This is a genomic window from Syntrophomonas sp. UBA5494, assembly GCF_002426325.1.
This window is the reverse complement of record NZ_DIPG01000084.1, coordinates 36,055-40,331: the sequence shown is the minus strand read 5'-3', so window position 1 is coordinate 40,331 and position 4,277 is coordinate 36,055. Positions and strand designations below refer to the sequence as shown.

The following is a 4,277-nucleotide window of genomic DNA, read 5'->3' as shown; positions in this document are numbered from 1 at the left end:
CAAGGCGACCGTCCCCAGCAGCAAAGGCAGCCGCAAGGCGGCCGTCCCCAGCAGCAAGGGCAGCCTCAAAGCGGCCGCATGCCGTATCAAGGGCAGCCCCAGGGGGGAAGGCCCCAGCAGCAGGGCATCCGGACCCAGCCTCAGAACGGCCGCCCGCAGCAAAACCGGCCGCAGGCTGCGCCACAATTGAGAGATAAAGGCAACCAGCCCCGTCCGGCCGCTGCCCCATGGCCTAAAAAGCAACCTGTTGAAGCCGAAAAAGGGCAGCCGCGCGGGGCCAAACCCTCTGCGCCTTTTAAGCCAGGCCAGGCTCCTCCCAAAAAGACCGTTGACCGCGCTGCCAACCGGTTCGGGCAAAACCAGCCCAAAAGGGATTACAGCCGGCCGCAGAAAAAATCAAAGCATAAACGTAAAAAAGAGGAGGCCATATTGCCGCCGCCGGAAGTCATCACCATTGAAGCCCCCATCACGGTCAGGGAACTGGCGGAGCAGCTGCGGCGCAGTTCCGCGGACATCGTCAAGCGCTTGATGGAACTGGGGGTCATGGCTTCCATAAATCAGCCCATAGACTTCGAGACCGCCGAAATCCTGGCCAGTCTCTATGAAGTTAAGGTAGAGAAAGCATTATCTGAAGAAGAGAAGATACTGGAAGAGATCGTTGACAGCGAAGAAAGCCTGGTTATGCGCCCGCCGGTGGTCACCGTCATGGGGCATGTCGATCATGGCAAGACCTCGCTTCTGGATAAGATCCGCCATGCCGACGTAGTTTCCGGAGAAGCCGGAGGCATCACCCAGCACATCGGGGCTTATCAGGTTAAAGTGAACAACAACCGGGTAACCTTCATCGACACCCCCGGCCACGAGGCTTTTACCGCCATGCGCGCCCGGGGGGCCAACCTGACTGATATTGTAATCCTGGTGGTGGCCGCAGACGATGGAGTAATGCCGCAGACCGTGGAGGCTATCAATCATATCCGGGCGGCCGATGTACCCTTTCTGGTAGCCGTGAATAAGATCGACAAGCCCGGCTCCAATCCGGACCGGGTTATGCAGCAGCTGACCGAGTACAATATAGTCCCGGAAGAATGGGGCGGAGACACTATTTTTGTCCCCATCTCGGCTAAAACCGGCGAAGGCATCGACAACCTTCTGGAGATGGTTTTACTTGTGGCCGAGGTGAATGATATCAAATCCAACCCCGACCGGGCCGCAGAAGGGGTGGTCATCGAGAGCAAGCTGGATAAGGGCCGGGGGCCGGTGGCCACCGTGCTGGTGCAGAAAGGAACTTTGCGGATAGGTGATTATATATTGAGCGGCAGCAGTCTGTGCAAGGTCAGGGCCATGAACGACCACCGCGGCGCCCGGGTGGAAATGGCTTATCCTTCCATGCCGGTGGAGATCACGGGCTGGTCCGAACCGCCCGAAGCCGGGGGGAGAGTACAGGTCTGTGATGAAAAAGTTGCCAAAGAAGTAATCAGTCTGCGCCTCACCGAGAAGAAAATAGAAGAACAGCGCCAGAGCAGCCGGGTATCACTGGATGAATTCTTCAAGCATATCCAGGAACACGAGCTGAAAGAGCTGCGCCTGATCATAAAGGGCGATGTGCAGGGCTCAGTGGAGGCCCTGTCCCAATCGCTGTTGAGACTCAGCACCGATGAAGTCAAGGTTACGGTTCTGCACTCCGGGGTGGGGGCCATAACCGAAAGCGATGTCATGCTGGCCTCTACCTCGGACGCCATCATCATCGGCTTTAACGTCCGCCCCGACAGCAAAGCCCGCAAATATGCGGAGGATGAACAGATCGATGTTCGCCTGTACCGGGTGATCTACGAGGCCATCGACGAGGTGAAAAAGGCCATGGCCGGGCTTCTGGAACCGGAATACCGCGAGAAATTCCTGGGCCGGGCCGCAGTCAGGGCCACCTTCAAAGTACCCAATATCGGCACCATCGCCGGATGTTACGTCAACGAGGGCAAATTCCTGCGCAATGCGGAGATGCGGGTATTACGCGACGGGGTCATTATTTATGAGGGCAAGCTGTCCTCTTTGAAACGATTCAAAGACGATGTCAAAGAGGTGGCGGAAGGATATGAATGCGGTATGGGCATCAAGGACTTCAACGATATCAAAGAAGGGGATGTCATAGAGGCCTATACCATTGAAGAGATACCCCGCGAATTATAAAGAACAACGCAGCCGAAAGAGTTCTATTACAGGGGGATGTTGTTATGACCAAACGCCGTCAGGAAAGAATGTCAGTGGAAATTCAGCGCTTTCTGGCCCAAATTCTGATGGAACAGATCAAAGATCCCCGGGTGGACTTGTCGACAGTGTCGGTCACCCGGGTCGATGTCAGCCCGGATCTGGGACATGCCCGTATTCATATCAGCGTACTGGGCAATGAAGAAAAACAACAACAGACTATGAAGGTTCTGGAAAAGGCCAAAGGTTTTGTACGCACCGAATTGGCCAAGGGAATTCAGCTTCGTCATGCCCCGGAGCTGGAATTTCGCCTGGACAAATCCATCGAACACGGCATCAGGATTTCCTCATTGCTGGAGGAGATCAAACAGGATGAGGAAACCGGGAAGAAGCCATGAACCCATTAGAGGAAATTGCCGGGCAGCTGCTGCAATACGATCATTTGGTACTGGTCGGGCATGCCATTCCAGACGGAGACTGCATCGGCTCCATCCTGGGTTTGCAGTCAGCCCTGCAGACGCTGGGGAAAAAAGTGGAAATGATTCTTGAAAACCCGGTGCCGGTCATATATCACTATCTGCCCGATTGGGGCGGCATTAAGCCCCCGCTGCCCATAGACAGACCCGGGTTCGCCGCAGTATACCTGGATTGCTCGGACCAGTGCCGGGTGTCCGACGAGGTGCGTGAGGCCCTGCAGAAGGCGGCCGTAACCATCAATATCGACCATCATCCCGGCAATAGCCTGTTTGGCGATTACAACTATGTGAACCCGGAGGCGGCCGCCACTGCCGAGATCATATATGAGCTGCTGGCCATCATGCAAATCCCGGTTTCGGAGGATGTGGCCAATTGCCTTTACGCGGGTATTATCATGGATACAGGGCGGTTTTTGAACAGCAATACCACCAGCCTCACCATGAAAATCGCTTCAGAATTGCTTAAACGAGGGGCCAGTGTCGACCTGGCCCGCAACAACCTGTTCGAATCCAAGCCCCTCAGGGAGGTTTTACTTTTAAAACATGCCCTAAAGCATCTGTCCCTGAGTGAGGATGGGCGGATAGCCTGGATGTGCCTCACTTTAGACGAGGCGGAACAGGCCGACGCCCGGGATTATCATCCCGAGGGGATTATCAATTATACCCGTATGATCGCCGGGGTGGAAGTAGGCCTGTTGTTCAGAGAGGTGGAAACCGGCCGGGTAAAGGTCGGTTTTCGCTCCCGGGGCAGGGTGGATGTAGCCAGTCTGGCCCGCGAATTCGGCGGGGGAGGCCATCGGCTGGCTGCCGGGGCCAGTTTTGAGGGAAGCCTGGAATCGGTCATGTCCCAGGTCCTGGCCCGGATTAAGGATGTGTGCTGAGCGTTGCATGGCTTCTTGAACATCGACAAACCAGCCGGGTTAACCTCATTCGATGTGCTGCGGCGGATAAAAAAGGTCTTGCCTAAAAAAACCAGGATTGGGCATCTGGGTACACTTGATCCCATGGCTACCGGGGTATTACCGGTCGCCATCGGCAACGCCACCCGGGTTATCAGCTTAATCGAAAAAAGCCGCAAACGATATCAGGCCGGAATGTGTCTGGGTGGAACCTCTGATACCGAGGATGCCTGGGGGGAGATAACCCTCACCGGGCACAGTGATTTTGACCTCCAGGCCCTGCAGGAAATCCTGGCGGGGTTTAGCGGCGCCATAGACCAGGTGCCTCCCATGTATTCCGCACTTCATCATCAGGGCCGGCGTCTGTATGAATTGGCCAGAAAAGGTGAAGTAGTGGAGCGCCCGCCGCGGCAGGTCATTATCTACGGCATGACCCTGCTCTCCGTCAGCCAGCATCAAGGATTGCCACTCGTTAGCCTGGATGTGGTGTGTTCGCCCGGTACTTATATCCGCAGCCTGTGCCGCGATATCGGCGATAAATTAGGAACCGGGGCTTATTTGCAGGCTTTGCGGCGCATGGAGGACGGTTGCTTTAGTATCGCAGCGGCCTCGTCTTTAGACGATATTATTTCAGGGCCGGGAGATCTTTCCAGGATGTTGCTGCCCGTTGATTATCCCTTTCCAGACTGGCCGAATTATC

Annotated in this window: 5 protein-coding genes; 4 read left to right on the top strand and 1 reads right to left on the bottom strand. The window is 55.8% G+C overall.

The window, feature by feature from the left end:
• The coding region (locus tag B3W37_RS09385; RefSeq protein WP_483175517.1) for a hypothetical protein at nt 1–186 on the bottom strand (186 nt) is incomplete at its 3' end.
• Here B3W37_RS09385 and infB point away from each other — a divergent pair.
• From infB to truB, 4 genes are all read left to right on the top strand, one after another.
• Nucleotides 187–2,184 carry a translation initiation factor IF-2 gene (gene infB, locus B3W37_RS09380; RefSeq protein ID WP_483175515.1) on the top strand — a complete coding sequence of 666 codons (1,998 nt, stop codon included), beginning with the start codon at nt 187–189 and terminating at the stop codon, nt 2,182–2,184.
• 44 nt (nt 2,185–2,228) lie between these two features.
• Nucleotides 2,229–2,600 carry a 30S ribosome-binding factor RbfA gene (gene rbfA, locus B3W37_RS09375; RefSeq protein WP_481040011.1) on the top strand — a complete coding sequence of 124 codons (372 nt, stop codon included), beginning with the start codon at nt 2,229–2,231 and terminating at the stop codon, nt 2,598–2,600.
• Complete coding sequence (locus tag B3W37_RS09370) at nt 2,597–3,559, top strand: DHH family phosphoesterase (RefSeq protein ID WP_483169916.1); 963 nt, start codon at nt 2,597–2,599, stop codon at nt 3,557–3,559. The genes rbfA and B3W37_RS09370 overlap by 4 nt, the downstream gene beginning before the upstream one ends.
• Before the next feature lie 15 nt (nt 3,560–3,574).
• On the top strand, nt 3,575–4,277 hold a 703-nt coding region (gene truB / locus B3W37_RS09365; protein ID WP_483175514.1), incomplete at its 3' end, for a tRNA pseudouridine(55) synthase TruB.

Bases quoted from the DNA above. Each gene is read 5' to 3' on its own strand.
- rbfA (WP_481040011.1), top strand. From the start codon at position 2,229: ATGACCAAACGCCGTCAGGAAAGAATGTCAGTGGAAATTCAGCGCTTT.
- B3W37_RS09370 (WP_483169916.1), top strand. From the start codon at position 2,597: ATGAACCCATTAGAGGAAATTGCCGGGCAGCTGCTGCAATACGATCAT.